Genomic DNA, 15,055 nt, shown 5'->3' on the forward strand with positions numbered 1-15,055 from the left:
GGGACTTTCCCAGGGGATCATCAAGGTAAAATAGAATATTTGCCAAGGATTTTGGTCATGTGGGGAAGATTTCTCTCTAGCCGCTGGTGCGTGCCTGTTGCCGCCCTGGTCGGTATGCTACTGATCGCGCCCGCGATGAACATGGGGCTTCTGGGTGATGACTACCTGCACTGGTCTTTGCTGACAGGCCGGTCGGTCAATGCTCAACCGGGTTCCTTTTTCGGCCTGTTCACTTTTGCCGATGGCAACGCGCTGAACAATCAGGCCATGATTGATTCGGGCAAATTGGTCTGGTGGGCCAACGATCATTTGCGCATTGCATTTTGGCGGCCCCTGGCGGAATTGAGCCAGCAGCTTGATTACCGATGGTGGCCCGATTCGCCCCTGTTGATGCACGTGCACAGCCTGCTGATGTATGGCGTGATGATCCTGCTGATCGGCAAGCTGTTCCGAGACCTGGACCCCGATCGGCAGCAAGCCGGGCTGGCCACCTGGCTGTTCGCCGGCAACATGCTGCACGTCTTCGCGGTGGCATGGCTGGCCAGCAGAAATCAAATGCTCTCGGGCTTGTTCATGGTGCTGACCCTGCTGGGCTACCACCATTGGCGCCAAGGCCGTTCGGCCGTTCATGGCTGGCTGGCAGCCGCCTGCTTTGTGCTGGGCTTGTTCAGCGCCGAGGCCTCCATCCAAACCGCCGGCTATCTTCTGGCCTACGCCCTGTTCCTGGAGCCTGGCAAATCACGGGCGGTCAGGTTCAAGGCCCTGCTGCCTTTCATCTTGATCGCGCTGGCCTGGAAGGCACTGCACAGCCACTTGGGTTACGGCAGCTTCGGGTCGCCGGGCTATGTCGACCCGGCGTCCAACGCCAGTGGGTTTGCTGTGAGCCTGGCTTTGCGCCTGCCCGCCTTGATGGTGGCCCAGTGGTTCGGCGTCTCGTCGGTGATGTTCGAGCAACTCAGCCGCAGCACGCAATACCTGTACTCGGGCGCCGCCACCTTGGCCTTGCTGGGTTTGGCCTGGGCAATTCACGCCATGGGCGGCTTTCGCTCGTCACTGGCCCGCTTCTATGCCGCAGGCTCGCTCCTGGCCTTGGCGCCAGCGTGCGCGGGCTACCCGTTTGACCGGTTGACCATCAACTCCGACGTCGGTGCCAGTGGCCTCTTGTCCATCATTTTGCTGATGGCCTGGCGCCATCGTCAGCAATTGATTGGCTGGGGTCTGGGCTCCGCCAAGAACCTCGTTCTGGTGCTGGGCTTCATCCACTTGGTCATCTTTCCGGTGGCCAAATTGGGCACGTCGGCCGTGATGAAAACGCTGGGCGAAGCCGGCGAGACGCAAGCGCCGCTGGCCATGCCCAACGCCCGCGCAGGTCAAGCAGAACACTTCCTGCTGATGAACCTGCCTTCGGCCGAAAGCATCTACTACATTCCCTTGATTCGCCAATACCATGGCCTGCTCAACCCGACCACCATGCGGGCCCTGGGGCCCAACAACCAGGCGATGACCCTCACGCGCGTGGATGAAAACTCGCTGAGGCTGTCGGTGCCCACGGGCTTTCGGGGCACCATCACGCGCGACATCCAGAAGCAGCCATTCAAGGTGGGCGACACCGTCAAGATGGGCGACATCTCGGTCTTGGTCGAAGCGATCACCGAGGACCATGCCCCCAAGACCGCCGTGTTCCGCTTCCCCACGTCCGTTCAGAATGCCCCATGGCGTTTCCTGGCCTGGAAGGAAGACGGCGTGGCCCAACTGCAGCCGCCAGCCATTGGCCAATCGTTAGAGATTGCGCCCTACGACGTCGGCAAGGCAGTGCTCCACGCCATGGAGCCGCCCAAAAAATAAGGCGGACTCCTGGGGTGGAGCCCGCCTTGCAAGGTGCTTGAACCTCGGCCCATTTGCTGGGCCGGACTCAATCAATACACGAATGGAATCAGGCGCCGACGGTTGCTTTTGAACTTGGCGTAGGCCTCGCCCAAAGCGCCTTCCAGCGCGGTTTCTTCAGCTTCGATGCGGTAGATATAAATAGCGATGGTGCCGATCACCATGACCGCGATGCTGCCGTAGTTGCCCAATGCCAGGGCCAGGCCAATCAAGGTCATGATGGCGCCGGAATACGAAGGGTGGCGCACCCACCTGTAGGCGCCCTGGTCGATCACCTTGTGCTCTTTGGCGATGGTGACCGTGGGGGTGAAAAACTCGCCCAGCACGCGCCAGCAGTGCATGCGCAACAACATGCCCATCACCACCAGGGCCAGACCAACCCAAAAGTACACGTAGATCAGCGGCTCGCTGACGCGCCAGGGGGCGTAGAGGGTCAGGCCAAAGGCCACGAGTTGCAAGACGGTGGAACCGATGGAAATCACCAAACCAGAATACTTGTCGGCACCGGCGTGCTTGGCCATTCTTTGCTGGCTGCGCTTGTGCTGAACCCCCTCCAGGTAATAAGCCCAGATGAGCACGCCCCAGAAAGCAAATGCATATGGCGATACAAAGGGGAGCGCGAAATAATCATCCATCGGAAACATCTTTAATATCCTAATACATAACGTCGAATGCATTGTCGCACATTCAAACCTGGTTTGAAAGAGTAGTTTCCCGTAATAATATTCAAATCACGGCAATATCAATTCGAATAAAACACATCGCATAGCATATTCGCCCGACACCAGGCCAACCGGATGGGCATGCGCTCTATGGGGCCCGCAAGCCTGGCCTGCTCAAGCAATTGGCGTTTGGGCAAGCCGGTGATGTGGATGACCACATGGCGCGTGTCCAGCAAGGCCCGCCTGCTCAAACTGACGCGGTCCACGGGCACATTGGGCAGGGGCGGTGCGCTGATGGCCAAGCAACGCGCCGCCCGGGCGTCATCCAGTGCTTCGGCCAGCTGGGCAGAACCCGGAAATAAAGAAGCGGTGTGCGCATCCGCCCCCATGCCCAGCACCACCACATCGGCGGGCCAGGGCAATGCCTGCAGGGCGGACTCCAGCTTGGGCACGCCTTGCCCCGCCAGGGCATCGGCCGATTTGAACGGCACAAAACGCGCTTGGCTGGCCAGGCCCCGGAGCAAGTGCGCCCGGACCAGGCGTTCGTTGCTGTCGGCATGATCAGGAGGCACCCAGCGCTCGTCGGCCAGGGTGATGCTCACCTGGGGCCAATCCAGGGCGGTCTGCGACAAGGACTGGAAGAAGGGAATCGGCGTGCTACCGCCCGACACCACCAGCAAGGCCCGCCCACGCTGGCTCAGGCCCTCTTGCAAACGCGCAGCCACGAAACGGGCCAGGTCCTGCGCCAAGGTCTGGGCGTCAGGGGCTTCATGGAAATGACAAGTTGCATCAGGCATGAACTCACTTTAGCAAAGCTCACCAAGGCCGCCCAAAATCCTGACTTGGCGTGAAACTTGCTCGATCCAACAGCATGAAAGCATCATTCATCCGCATCGCCGAAATCTGGTTGCCCAACCAGGACCACACCCTGCTGGAGTTTGGAGGTGGGCTGTTCGGCCCCGCCAAAGGTTTTGCTGCCGCCACGCGCTCACTGTGTTTTGGCTTGGGCGAAGGACTGCCGGGCCAGGCCTGGGAAGAAGGCCGACCCATCCTGCTGAAAGACTTTGACAGCCTGCACTTTCGCCGCACAGCCGCCGCCAAAGAGGCCGGATTGAGTTGCGCCATCGCCCTGCCCATCTTTGTGGGCAGCACCTTGAAGGCGGTCGTGGTGCTGTTCGGCGGCAGTGCCGACGCCCGCGCCGGCGCGATCGAGTTGTGGCACAACAGCCCACGCGTGACCACGGACATGACCTTGGTGGACGGCTACTACGGCACGGCCTCGGACTCGTTCGAGATCCTGTCCAAGGATACTTTTTTGCCGCGTGGCACCGGCCTGCCTGGCCTGGCATGGCAACGCGGCGGCGCCGTGTTCATGGAAGACCTGGGCGCCTCGTCCCGCTTCTTGCGCGGCGCCACCGCGGCCGAAGCCGGCATCACCCGAGGGCTGGGCCTGCCCTGCCCCACCAAAACCGATGAAATCTATGTCATGACCTTGCTGTCTGCCTTGGGCACGCCCATTGCACAGAAGCTGGAGAGCTGGGCGCCCGATGCGGCGCGTCAGCAACTTGAACGCAGTTTCGGCTTTTGCGAAACACAGGGCAGCTTGTCTTCACCAGCAGACCCCATTGCCCTGAACTCCTCTGCCGAGAACCCCATGGCCAGCGCCTTCTTGACAGGTGTGCCAGCGATTGGCGAATCCATGATTGCCATCCCGGTCGTGGCCGATGGCGAGGTCAACGAAGTGCTGGCCTTGTATCTGTGACCTGCGACAGGGCCTGAGGCCGACGAAAAACGGCGGGTGACACGCCCTCCCAGCGCGTGAAAGCGCGCGTGAAGCTGTGCCGATCCTGAAAGCCCAGTTTGATGCTGATGGCTTCGATGTCCAGGTCGGTCTCGTGCAGGAGCTTGCGCGCCCGGTCGTGACGCACGCGGGTCTGCACCTCGGCAAAGCCTTCGCCTTCTTCTTTCAAGCGGCGCTGCAGGGTGCGCGGGTGCAGGTCCAACAAGGCCGAGACATCGTCCACCTTGGCGCCCAACAGATCGGTCCGCAAGGACAGCAGTTGCTCGATGCGGGTGGTCAGGGTGCCTTGCTCGCTGATTTTTTTCAGGCGCTGCTCGACCATCAACTGCGCCTGCGCATTGAGCGAAGGGAAGCCGCCCTTGAGCGGTTTGTCCAGGCTGCTGGACGCGTTGACCAGGCGGTTCTCGCTTTGATTGAAACGCACTGGCACGCCAAAGTAAGAGCCGTACACGCGTGGATCAACTTGCGGGCCGTGCTGAAACCAGACCTCGCGCAAGGGATCTTCGCGCGGCGAGATCATGCGGGAGAACTTGACGATGCAAGTGAGCGCCGCCTCGACCAAGCCAGGATGCGCGGGCTCGTCGCCCTCTACCCGCAAGGTCACATTGAAGGTGAACGCGTCGTCCGAAGTCGCGATGCGCAGGGCCGGGTGCACGATGTGCGGCATCCAGTCCAGCGCCATCATGCCGGCCCGCAAGGTGGCACAGGTCGCGATGAAGGTGTCCACCTCGGGGATGGCGTCAAAGCCGTAGGTGTCACCCAGCACCAGGGGGAAGTAGGCGGTTTCGGTGGCGGCCTCGCACACCTCGAAAAGGCGGCGCAAGGCCGCCAGGCTGAGCTTGGACAAATGGTTGTCGAACACCTCGACGTTGATCTGCGCGCGGCTGACGGCTTCTTGCATGTTGAAGCCGCAGCGCGCTCCCGCCTTGGACAAGGTGGACATCACGTAGAAGTTGAGGAAGTCGTCCCCGCTCATGGCTGCATGCTCATCTCAAAGTTAACCCTTGCATAACCCGAACGTACTAACACCTGGCCATCATGACATGTCGCTGTCGGTTCCGCGCTGTCGCTGAATGCCATGGCGGCAGGGTCGCGCCATTTTTAGACTGAAGGCAGTAGTAGCTACCCCAGAGGACGACAGCATGACGCCACACTCCAGCAAGCCCGAACACATCGTTCCCCGTGAAAAGCTGGACTTCCAGCTGGACGACAAGATGCCCCGATTCTGGTTCGGCGGCGACCCGTTCAAGACCCGCGTGTTCGACGGCATGCAGGCCGCTTTTCCGGATGGTGAACGTTATTTCATCACCAGCGTGCGCGCCTTTCGCCACCTCATCACCGACCCCAAGCTGGCCCAGGACGTGAGGGACTTCACCCGCCAGGAAGGCCAGCATGGCATTGCCCACACGCGGTACAACGCGGTGTTGCGCCAGCAAGGTTTAACGGTGGATGACTTGGTGGTTGAGGTCAAGCACTTGTTCGAGGACTACACGAAGAAGTATTCGCCCGGGTACAACCTGGCGCTGACCGCCGCCTTCGAGCACTTCACCGCGATGATGGCCGAATCACTGTTCTCGGAAAGGGACGTGATGGCCCCGGCCCACGAGAAGGTGCGGGCCATGTGGGCTTGGCATGCGATCGAAGAGATGGAGCACAAAGCCGTGGCCTACGACGTGATGACCAAGGTGGCCAAGGTCGGCTACATCCTTCGTTGCACCGCGCTGGTTCACGCGATGTACAAGGTCGTCAAGGACAGCCTGCGCCTGACCAACCGCTTCTTGCGCGACGATGGTTTCACGCGCACCCAACGCTTTTTCATGACGCTGAAAGGGCTGAACTTTTTGTACGGCATCAACGGCCTGTTCTCCAAGAACATGCTCAAGCTGCTGGCGTATTTCAAGCCCGGCTTCCACCCCTGGCAGCACGCGGTCATCCACAGCTACCCGGTCTGGATCAAGGCCTACGAAGAAACGAACGACCCGATGCTGGCGGGTGACGCTTTGTTCCAGGCCGGCTTGATCAGCCCCCGCCGCTGACCGGTTCGCGCAAGAAGATCTCGACACGGCGGTTGCGCGAGCGGCCATCGGCACTGCCGTTGTCGGCAATGGGCTCGCGGGCACCACGGCCTTGCGTGTCAACGCGAGCGCTGCCCACGCCACGGTCCACAAGGAAAGCCTTGACGCTTTGAGCACGTTCACGCGACAAGGGCTCGTTCACCGAATCAGAACCGGTGCTGTCGGTGTGGCCCACGATGTTCACCAAAGTGTTGGGCTGGGCCTTCAAGCCTCTGGCGAATTGCTCCAGCACGCTGCGCAACTCGGGCTTGATGTCGGCGCGGCCCACGTCAAACGACACGTCGGCCGGCACGTTCAGCTTGAGCTGGTTGTCGTTGGTGCGGGTTACTTCAACGCCCGTGCCTTGGGTGGCTTGCTCCATGGCGCGCTGTTGCGCATCCATGTGGCGTGACCACACGTTGCCGGCAATGGCGCCCAAAGCGCCGCCGATCAAGGCACCAGTGCCGGCTTTGCCACCCGTGGTGGAGCCGATCACCGCACCCGTGGCAGCGCCAATGGCGGCCCCGGTGCCGGTGCGGCGCTGGGTGTCGGTCATGTCGGCGCAAGCGCCCAGCAAGGCGGTCACCGAGACGATGGCGAGGGCGACGGCGCGCTGAGCAAAGCGGCCACGGGCGGGGGATGGGGTCGTGGTGTTCATGAGATGGTCTCCGTTTGGAAATGATTTTGAGCGCAGCCCGGGCAAGGTGGCATCAGCGCATGGCGCGCTGCCTTGTAAGACTTCGCCGACAAGCCCGCGCCCGATCAAGCCCCCATGACCTGCTCGCCGCCCAGGGCATCCACCAGATCGGGGATCAGTTGGCTCAACTCGCCCGTGGCAATGGCGGCATCGGCGTCAAAGGCCTCATCTTTGCTGGCCGCCTTCTGGCCTTCGAACACCACGTCCAGGAAGGTCAACTTCTTGATCTGCATGGTGTCGGTCAGCATGAAGGAGACGCGCCCCTCCCAGCTCATGCCCAGCTTGGTGGGCACCTTGCCGCTGGTGATGTGCTGGCGCACTTCATCGATGTCCAGAAGGTGCCTTGAATAGCGCACCACCGACTTCATCTCGTCGGCCGACTTCAGCTCGCAATCGCGGTCAACCGTGAAGGTGGCAGGCGGTTCGCCGCTCACCAGCCATTCCGACATGGCCACGGCCGATGACTGCTTGGTGTGCAACTGGCTGACGGCGATGGTCTCCAGCGTCTTGACCAGGAAGCTGGCCACTTCGTCGGCCTTGCCCTGGCTGCTTGAATCGACCAGCAACAGGCGCTGCTCGGGGTCGATCCAGACGTTGACGGACGCCTGCTTGGTGAAGGCCATGGGCAGCAACTCCAGCATGGCCTGTTCCTTGATCTCCTTGGTTTGTTTTTTGCCGGGCTTGCGGCCGGTGTCTTGCTCGATCTTGGCCGCGATCTCCTCGGTGCGGCGCTTGATCACGGCACCGGGCAGCACGCGCTGCTCGATCATGAGCTTGAGCAGCAACTGGCCACCCACCTTTTCAACCAGGGGCGCGTGCTTGATGCCGCGAGGCTCCACCCAACCAGACGATTGCTGCTGGGTGGCGCCACATTCCACAAACCTAGCCTTGTACAGGCTTTCTTCGATCTGAGCCACTGAAGCGGACCAGTCCGGCCCAATGCGATACACCGTCAAATTCTTGAACACAGGGGTCCTTGTGGTTGATGTCAAACAGGGGGAGCTTGCGGGGGTGGCGGATTATCCCGCCAATGGCCGCCCGCGCTGAAACACTCCCACGCCCATTTCACCCAGCGCAACAGCGAGGCCGACAACCAAAGCGCCCACAACAGCATGACCACCCGGTAAACGACCACTGGTGCCGAGAGAAGCCAGGCCTGGGCAGTGGTGGCAGCAAAGCGGTCTGCGTACCAATGCAGGTGCGAGGCATCTGACCCGTTGCCCAGCACCATCAAGTCCGGATAACCCAACAAACCCATCCGCACGGTCTCCAGCAAGACCCCCGCCGCCAGCAGGCCCCACAGCGCCACCGCAATCTGCGCGGTGATGAACCAGCGCCGGCTCAAGGCCGGCCCGAATCGGCGGCGTGATTCCATCACCAGGAACCAGCCCACCACCACCGCGATGCCGATCAGCGACATCTGGGCGATGCCCAGGCCCAACAGCACCCACGACACCGCGCTGAGCGGGGTGAACCGCGAGCGCCCCAAGCCCCAGGCCACGGCGATGATGACGATCAACACGCCCCAGAAAAGAACAGCGGGGCCGACGCTGGGCCCGCCCACGGCCAGCACCACGCGGTCGGCGGGCACGTTGATGGAAGTGCGGTCATTGACACCCGCCGCGCCCACATTCAGGGTTTGGGATTGGAACCACCAGGACATGCCACGCGGCTCGCGCCAATCCAGCTTGACCACATGGGCCCCGGGCGTGATGGGCACCATGACGGCAGCGGCTTGCTGCTGCACGGGCAGCACCTGCCCATCCACGGACACCGCCAGGAGTTCGGCACCGGCTGGCAACTGAAAGCGGTGGTTGCCGCCCTGGCTGGAGCGCAGCGCGGTTTGCGCGGACACGTCCGTGGCACGCGCGCCGGGGTTCACGCTGGTGTCCACCCGGTCGACCGTGAAGGTCTGGCCTGCCACGCCGCTTGGCTTGGACACGTCAATGACCACCTGTTCGCCCGGCCAGGGTTGCCAGGTGGGCATCCAGCGCCCGGCCTCCTGGTGCACCACGGGCGCGATGCCGGACAAGGCCACGTGCCATTGCGTGGAGGTGTCCAGCTTCCACACTTCAATCTGGTTCAGCGCCTTGGTGCTGTTCAAGGACAGCTTAGGTGACTCTTTCAAGGTGCTGACAAAAGCCACCGACTCGTTCGCACCCAGCTGCACCGTGGCCACGCCATCCTGCACTTGCACGGCATCGTCGTTGACCGATTCACCACTCAGCAATTGAACCCTGACCCGCAGCGGCGCCAGGCTGGGCGTGATGCGCTGGATGTGCGTCTCGGCCGTCCAGCGCAGGCCCAGGTGGAAGGTGCGCGCCACACGCACAAAGGGCGGCAAGGCGTCCCGCTGCGTGCCTCGGTCTTCGGATTGCACCGAGGATTGCTCGCGCGACAAGCTCAGGGCGCCCGAGGCCAAACCACGGGCGTCCAGGCCGGCCAGGGTCCAGCCCTGGGTTTGCGACTTGACTTCGCGCACCGGCATGGGCAGCGAGATGTCCACCGCCGAGGCATTGCCCACATCGGCTTCCAGGACAACCTGGCTCACGCCTTGGCTCAAGGCGATCCACAAGGCGCCGGCATCGTCTCGGCGGATGGCCGCCGGCTTGCCGTCCACGGTGACAGAAGCCGGCCGCCAGTTCACGCCCTGCCCTGGCAAAGGCATGGTGACATCGGCCAGGGCATGGGCCTCGATGCGCAGCTGAATGCGCGAGCCGGTCGCCACCAGCCACAGGCGTGGCACATCGGCGCAACGTGGCATGCAATCGGGGGGCGCGGTCAGCTTGTTGCGCAATTCGTCCAGCAAGGCGCTGGCGGGTGGGGTCACGGGTTCGGCGGGCGTGGGTTCGGCCGCCCGGGCATCACCTTGTGCACCCATCAACAAGGCCGCGCAGATCCAGGGCAGCACGGTGGCCAGGGCCGCACCTTCTGCCGGGACAGGCTTGCTGCGCCAAGAGGGCCACCAGGGCATCTTGCCCAGCATGCTCAACAGGGCCATCACCAGCAGCGCCAGACTGGCCAGGCGCCATGCCACCGTGCCAGCCGGCGGCAACAGCACCAGCCGCAAGGATTGAGACTGCTGCACCGGCCCTTGCCAAGCCAGGCGATGCGCGTTCCATTGCCAACTGGGCAAGCCCGGGCCCGTTTGCACCTTGGCACCGGGATCCTGCTCGTCCAGCCGTTGCGCCAACTTTGGCGCGGGTGCGGGCACCGCCTGCGACTTGCTCACGCTGTACTGCCGGCTGCTCACGGACGCTGGTGGCGCGCCATCGGCCTCGGGCGAAGGCGCGTCTGCCAGGGTCGCCTCCACCGCCTCGGACGCCGCCTGATTGCGCTCTCGCTGCGCTTCGCCCATGGTCTGCCAAGGGCGCTCCAGCGCCGGGTACATCGACAAGCGGACCTGCTGCACGGCATACGGCAACAGCACCAAGGCGATCAAGCAGGCCAAGGCCCTTTCGGCCCACGTGGACAGGACCAGGAGCCTGCCGGAAGGCAAGACCTTGGTCAGCGCATGAAACGCCAACATCATCAGCCACAGCGATTGCGGCGCGCCAGGCATGTGCCAGGACACGACCAGCGCAGCCCCCAACAAGGCCCCACGCTTCCAGCCGAACAGTTTGCCAGCGGCCAAAGCGCTCAAGAGCACGAAGAAAAAGTCCCACAAGGTCCAGCGTGACACCCACGAACCGTCGGCAGTGTCCACCCCGCCAGCGTGCAGCAAACGCCAACCGGGCGGCAAGTTCAGCATCGCCGAGGCCTTGTTGAAATCAACGGCCCAGCCTGATGCCGGCAAGGTGCGCACACCGCCCACCACCCGGCTGTCGGCACTCAAACGGGCGGCGCCGGTGCGCACTTCCAGGCCATCTGGCCCAGGGTTCTTCAAGCGGGTGATCGATTGGTCATCGTCGTTCAAGGAGGCCCGGCCCAGCACGCCAGGCGCGGCCAACTCAAGGCGAGACGAACGCGACAAGGTGCCGGTGATTTCGTCGTGGAAGGTGTAGCCCTGTCCATCAAAATCAAGCCAGAGCTCGCGCGCGATGCGCAAGCTGTCGGGGTTGGGCACGGGGTTGCCACGGCGCGTCTGCACCAGCTTCAAGGTGTCGCCGGGCCGCAGGCGGTAGGCGGGGTAGGCACGCCAGGGCTCGGGCATGGCCACCTGTTTGGGGTCCACCGACACCACGCCTTCCACGCTCACCAGCCGAACATCGTTGTGCGCGGCAAACGACCAGATCTCATCCTCTGATGCCGCGCCTTTGGGCAAGGTCAAAGCCTGCACTGGCGACATCAGCCGCGCCCGCAATTCGATCGACCAGTTGCCAGGGCGCCCTTGCACCACCAGCTTGCCGTTGTCGTGCAGGCGCACCGGCAAAGGGCTGTCGATGGATTCGGCGACCAGGCCCGGCAGCAAGGCCAGGGGCAGCTCGATCTCGCGGGCCCTGCCCGAGATGGCGATGTCGTAATGCGTGGTGACGCGCAAGGGCACTTGGTCGTCCACCAGGCGCGTGGTGTGCACGGTGTGGGCATCGGTGCTTTGGGCCACTTGCGGGGCTTGCTTCAACCAGACGCGGCCTTCGGCGTCAGGCGCACGGGCGACCTGCGCCCTATCCACCCACAACACGACGCTGCCCACGCCCTTGGGCAACTGCAGGTCTTGCGGCATGTCTTTCCAGGGGATGTTGCCTTCGACCACATGGCGGCCGGGCGCCAGCAAGGTCACCGGGTGCCCATCCGCCTCGGACACCGGCAAAGCGCGCCCGTTCGCCTTGACGTCCTTGGGCCAACGTGTGGCCTCGCCTGGCAACACGACCTGCGATGCCAAGCCATATACCTGGACTTCGAAGCGGAAGCTCGCGGCCTGCGCGCCCGCACGCAGCACCAACGATGATGGCCAGACACAGGCCTTGGCCTGGTCGCCGTTGTACGGCGGCGGACACAGCAAGGCCTCATGGCCATGCATGGCCCAAGGTAACCAGTCTTTCAGACTGGCGGGTACTTCGTTTTTGCCCAAAGGCGCCGCGATCGCCACGCTGCTCAAAAAGCCAGCAATGACAGCCATCGCTGGCCTGGAAATGAAGCGCATACCCACCCCTGTGTTGATCTGCTGCGGACTCTGCCAGAAATCGATGCGTTTTTACAAATGAGCGCAGCGGTATCGCCGGTCGATACCGGCGGGCTGAAATCACCTGGCCCCGGACAACGCCCGGCTGGTGTGGGACCGCTTGCCCATCGCACTGGCCTTCGCCGGGCTGCTGTCGGCCATCTGGCGCGAGCACCTGGGGGTGGGCGGGCACACGCTCAAGCACCTGCTGGCGACCGTGGCGGCGGCCTTGGTGTTGCACGCACGGTTCACTGCGGCGGGCCCAAGGGCGCCAGCAAGGCGTCCAGGTCTGCGGCGCTGAACTTGGGCGTGGCGGCACCATCGCTGCCCAGCACGCCCTCGGCCAAAGCGGCCTTGCGTGATTGCAGCTCAAGGATGCGCTCCTCGATGCTGCCCGCCACCACCAGCTTGTAGACAAACACGGGCTGGTCCTGACCGATGCGGTGTGCTCGGGCCGTGGCCTGATCTTCCACGGCCGGATTCCACCAGGGGTCAACGTGGATGACGGTGTCGGCGGCGGTGAGGTTCAGGCCCACACCACCAGCCTTCAGGCTGACCAGGAGGATGGGCACCTCCTTGTTCTGAAAGCGCGCCACCACCTCGCCACGCTTGGAGGGCGGCGTCTGGCCGGTCAAGGCCAGCCAGGGCAGTTGCAAGATGTCCAGTTGCTGCTCGATCAGGCCCAGCATCTCGGTGAACTGCGAAAACACCAGCACGCGCCGGCCCTCATCGACCAACTCGGGCAGCATGTCCAACAGAACTTCCAGCTTGGCGCGCTCCATGGTCTTGGGTGTTTGCTCGCCTTTGAGCAGGTAGGGGTCGCAACACACCTGCCGCAGCTTGAGCAAGGCATCCAGGATGGTGATCTGTGCGCCCGCGAAGCCCTTGCGCAGCAGGACGCGGCGCACCTGCTCGTCGGCCGCCAGGCGCACGCTTTCATACAGATCGCGCTGGCGGCCTTGCAACTGCAAGCGCTTGATCACTTCGGTCTTGGGCGGCAGCTCGGTGGCCACGTCCTGCTTGCGTCGGCGCAGGATGAACGGCCGCACGCGCTTGGCCAACAACTCGGCCCGCAAGGTTTCTCCGCCGACTTCGATGGGCTTGCGCCACAGGCGGTGGAAGCTGCGCGAATCACCCAGAAAGCCCGGCATCAGGAAATCGAACTGCGCCCACAACTCGCCCAGGTGATTTTCAAGCGGCGTGCCAGTCATGCACAAGCGGTGGCGGGTGTGCAGGCGCCGCACGGCCCGCGCGCTGTGGCTGGACGCGTTCTTCACCATTTGCGCTTCATCCAGGATCACCAGGTGGAAGGGCTGGGCTTCCAGCACCCGGATGTCCCGCCACAGCAGGGGGTAGGTGGTCAGCACGATGTCGTGCTCGGCCATCAGGGCAAAGTCATCGGCACGCTGTGGGCCTTGCAAGGTCAGCACGCGCAAACCGGGCGCCATTCGTTTGATCTCAGCCTGCCAGTTGAACACCAGCGACGTCGGCAGCACCACCAGCACCGGCCGATCAAGCCGCCCGGCATGCTGCTCGATGAGGATGTGGGCAAGGGCCTGCGCCGTCTTGCCCAGGCCCATGTCGTCGGCCAGGATGCCCGCCAGGTGGTGTTCGCGCAGGTATTGCAGCCAGGCCACGCCATGCAACTGGTAGGGCCGCAGGGTGATGTTCAAGCCCAATGGGGCCGCCACCGGGCGCGGCTCGCCTGCACCCTCCAAGCGCCGGGCCAAAGCCTGCAAGCCAGCGGCACCCTGCAGTTGCCAGGCGCCATGCACACCCGCGCGCTCGGCCTGCGTGTCGAGCAGACTCAAGCGCAGATCATCGATGCGGTGAGCATCCCAGGGCGACAGGCGCAGTGGTCCATCGACGCGCCTTGGATCGGTCAACAAATCCAGCATGGCGCCCACAATGACCTTGAGCGGTGCGGCCAAAGCGTGGATGCGCTTGCCGCCTGGCGCGCGCAGAGAGATCAGCGCCAGATCGTCGATGGCGGCCACCTTGTCGGCATCCAGCCAGCGCGCATCGCGGCGCAACAAGTCGGCCAGCAAGGGCGACAGGTCCAGGGTCTGCCCATCGATCTCAACGCCCAGGGACAAGAGCCAGGAGCCTTCGCGCCGAGCCAGGCCCAAACCATCGGGCAGCGCACCGCGCCCACGAAGACGCGAGGCCACCTCCTTACCCAGCACCTCGCCGGTTTCAGAATCGACGATCAAACGCCAGGCCTCGACCGGCACGCTTTCATGCGCAAAACCGGGGCGCACGACGACCGTCCAACCCTGGGCCTGCAGGCCCGGTGCCTGGTCGGCCCAGAAGTCGCCAAAAAATTCCTCCTGCAGCAAGGACCACAGGTGATCGTGCTCACCCTCCGCGTTGGCCATGCGCCATTGCAAGGCATCGGGCGGCAAAGGGTGAAAGCCCAAGGCGCGGATGGTGTCCAGCGCATCGGCCTCGGCGCCCAGATCGCGCCGCAACGTCACCGACTGGCCCCCCGCGTCCAGCATGGGCTGCATGGCCTTGGGCCGGCTGTTCAACAAGGCGGTGGGGGCGTGCGTTTCCCAGCGCAGGCCTTCGTCGGTGGCGTAGGCCCAGTCGATGTGCGCCACGGTCACCGTGCCGCCGCGAGGTCCAAACAGGCCTGAGGGCTTCATGCCCAACAGGCCATCACCCCGGCTCAGAGTCTGCAAGGTCAGCCGGGGGCGAAAGTGCCCTTGAACTTCGCCGCCGGCAGCCTGGACCGAGTCAAGAAAACCATCTGGAATCGGCTCGTCGGCGCTGGCACGCAGCAAGGCCATCACGCGGGCAGCGTCTTCACCCAGCAAAGGCGGCAGTTGCATCAAGGTGGCCTTGTCGGCCTGG

At 63.7% G+C, this 15,055-nt stretch carries 10 protein-coding genes; 3 read left to right on the plus strand and 7 right to left on the minus strand.

The window, feature by feature from the left end:
* Window positions 1-135: 135 nt before the first annotated feature.
* Window positions 136-1,845 (plus strand): hypothetical protein, encoded by a 1,710-nt coding sequence (locus tag H7225_RS08405; protein ID WP_290660748.1) that lies wholly within the window; start codon window positions 136-138, stop codon window positions 1,843-1,845.
* A gap of 71 nt (window positions 1,846-1,916) precedes the next feature.
* Here H7225_RS08405 and H7225_RS08410 read toward each other — a convergent pair whose 3' ends face one another.
* Complete coding sequence (locus H7225_RS08410) at window positions 1,917-2,519, minus strand: isoprenylcysteine carboxylmethyltransferase family protein (RefSeq protein ID WP_290660750.1); 603 nt, start codon at window positions 2,517-2,519, stop codon at window positions 1,917-1,919.
* A 107-nt stretch (window positions 2,520-2,626) separates the two neighbouring features.
* Window positions 2,627-3,343, minus strand: a complete 717-nt coding sequence (gene pgl, locus H7225_RS08415) for a 6-phosphogluconolactonase (protein WP_290660752.1) — start codon at window positions 3,341-3,343, stop codon at window positions 2,627-2,629.
* A gap of 74 nt (window positions 3,344-3,417) precedes the next feature.
* Here pgl and H7225_RS08420 point away from each other — a divergent pair, with 74 nt between their 5' ends.
* Window positions 3,418-4,308 carry a GAF domain-containing protein gene (locus H7225_RS08420; RefSeq protein ID WP_290660754.1) on the plus strand — a complete coding sequence of 297 codons (891 nt, stop codon included), beginning with the start codon at window positions 3,418-3,420 and terminating at the stop codon, window positions 4,306-4,308.
* Here H7225_RS08420 and H7225_RS08425 read toward each other — a convergent pair.
* Entirely contained in the window at window positions 4,280-5,323 is a 1,044-nt protein-coding gene (locus H7225_RS08425; RefSeq protein ID WP_290660756.1) for an AraC family transcriptional regulator, read from the minus strand. The genes H7225_RS08420 and H7225_RS08425 overlap by 29 nt on opposite strands.
* A 166-nt stretch (window positions 5,324-5,489) precedes the next feature.
* On the opposite strand from H7225_RS08425, the gene H7225_RS08430 reads away from it, so the two are divergent.
* Entirely contained in the window at window positions 5,490-6,383 is an 894-nt protein-coding gene (locus H7225_RS08430) for a metal-dependent hydrolase (RefSeq protein WP_290660758.1), read from the plus strand.
* Here H7225_RS08430 and H7225_RS08435 read toward each other — a convergent pair.
* The 4 genes from H7225_RS08435 to H7225_RS08450 all read right to left on the minus strand — a co-directional run bounded on the left by H7225_RS08435 (window position 6,367) and on the right by H7225_RS08450 (window position 15,033).
* On the minus strand, window positions 6,367-7,059 hold the full coding sequence (locus H7225_RS08435) for an OmpA family protein (protein ID WP_290660760.1): 693 nt from the start codon (window positions 7,057-7,059) through the stop codon (window positions 6,367-6,369). The genes H7225_RS08430 and H7225_RS08435 overlap by 17 nt on opposite strands.
* A gap of 104 nt (window positions 7,060-7,163) precedes the next feature.
* A complete protein-coding gene (locus tag H7225_RS08440) occupies window positions 7,164-8,066 on the minus strand; it encodes a recombination-associated protein RdgC (RefSeq protein ID WP_290660762.1) in 903 nt (300 codons plus the stop codon).
* 20 nt (window positions 8,067-8,086) lie between these two features.
* The gene (locus tag H7225_RS08445; protein WP_290660764.1) at window positions 8,087-12,157 is read right to left on the minus strand and encodes a hypothetical protein; all 4,071 of its coding nucleotides are present in this window, start codon (window positions 12,155-12,157) and stop codon (window positions 8,087-8,089) included.
* A 290-nt stretch (window positions 12,158-12,447) separates the two neighbouring features.
* Entirely contained in the window at window positions 12,448-15,033 is a 2,586-nt protein-coding gene (locus H7225_RS08450) for a DEAD/DEAH box helicase (RefSeq protein ID WP_290660835.1), read from the minus strand.
* Window positions 15,034-15,055 lie beyond the last annotated feature (22 nt).

This window comes from Aquabacterium sp. (assembly GCF_014378415.1).
Taxonomy (GTDB): Bacteria; Pseudomonadota; Gammaproteobacteria; order Burkholderiales; family Burkholderiaceae_C; genus Aquabacterium.